Genomic DNA, 1,605 nt, shown 5'->3' with positions numbered 1-1,605 from the left:
CCAGATCACCATCGCCAAACACGGTCGACAGATCCACCGTCGCGCTATACACACCATCCTGGTCTGCATACGCAGGAAGCGTTCCGTCCAGTGCCGATTCATCCAGCACCAGCGTCCCTGCATAGGTTTTAGCTGCATCCAGCGTCGGGCCTGCATCCTCGATCGACAGCTTCCCTGTCAGATCGATCTTCTGAGACACACTGTCACCGTCCTCATCCACCAACTCCTTCTGCACGAACAACGTTCCCGCCGCTGCTGGTGTATCTCCAGTCAGAGACAGAATTGTCTCTGACTCATCATTACTGTCCGGATCCGAATGCCAGATATTGGCTGGATTCACCTGATCGGTGTATGCAAACGTCACCACACCTGATGCATCCACGCTGATCGTGAATACCTCATTTGTCGTCCCGCTCACCACACCCCTGACCGTTCCGCTCCCGTCATCCACCAGATCGATCGACGCTCCCTTCCCGTCTGGCTGCGTCTCATCCAAAATGAACAGACCCGACGCCACCGTCGTTCCTTCAAATAGCTCAACCGTGTAGTTTGTCTCACCCGTCGGCACATCTGTTCCCAGATCACCATCGCCAAACACGGTCGACAGATCCACCGTCGCGCTATACACACCATCCTGGTCTGCATACGCAGGAAGCGTTCCGTCCAGTGCCGATTCATCCAGCACCAAGCTTTCGTCAAAGGTTCCGGCTGGATCAAGGGTTGGACCGTCATCCTCAATCGTGAACACCCCAGCCCCAAGATTCACTCCGGCGCTGTCCTTATCACCGTCGAAGTCGGTGATGGTCTGCACGATCTGCAGCGCCGCAGGATCAGCCAGGGTCAACGTCGCCGGCTCATCAAAGCTGCCGGTGCCCGGGATGGGATGCCAGATCGCCGCCAGCTGGGTGAAGGTCACCACGCCGGTGGCGGGATCCACGCTGATCGTGAAGTAATTGGTGCCATCGGCCGAACCGGTCACTACGTCGCCCACCTGGCTCAGCAGGATCTCGCTGCCGGCGGTGGTCGCAGACGGGTTGAGGGCGAACAGGCCGGAGGGCACACCGGTGCCGGTGAGCACCAGGCTGTAGGAGGCCGTGCCGGCGCGGTCCGGACCAAAGTTGGTCTGCACGCCAGGGGCAACGGTGTCACTGTCGAACACCAGCGAGAAATCCGCCGTGATGGTGTCGAAGCCGGCGGCATTCTCACTGCCGCCGGCGGTGCCGATCTCACCGGCTGACTCGTCGGCGATCAGCTGGGTGACCGCATCCTCGTTGACGACAACGGTGGGCTCGCCATCGATGATCAGGATATTGCCAGAATTCGTGTCGCTCAAACCGCCGGAGTCGGTCACCGTCGCCGTGAAGGGAATGGTGGCGTAGTCCGAAAAGATGTTGGCACCGGGGGCCGCATTGTTCACCGGATCCGCCAGCACAAACGTGAAGCTGATCTGCGCAATGGTCGGTGACAGCACCGTGAAACCGGTGAACGTGAGCGGCCTTCCGGCGTGGCATCCCCATCCCCGGCCTCCAGAGTGAAGGAGACGAGTGCGGATCCGCTGCTGATCAGGTCAGCCAGAGAGGAAAACTGGAATGTCCGGGTATTGAC

The 1,605-nt window shown here is 59.9% G+C and carries 1 protein-coding gene; it reads right to left on the bottom strand.

What is annotated here, in order from left to right; all coding sequences use genetic code 11:
• Positions 1-1,471 (bottom strand): DUF5801 repeats-in-toxin domain-containing protein (locus tag ACLNEE_RS16670; RefSeq protein WP_412007423.1); only part of this gene is annotated, 1,471 nt, incomplete at its 3' end.
• Positions 1,472-1,605 lie beyond the last annotated feature (134 nt).

It is taken from the genome of Aphanothece stagnina RSMan2012 (assembly GCF_046764815.1).
Classification (GTDB): domain Bacteria; phylum Cyanobacteriota; class Cyanobacteriia; order PCC-6307; family Cyanobiaceae; genus NIES-981.
This window is presented reverse-complemented; position numbering and strand designations above follow the sequence as displayed.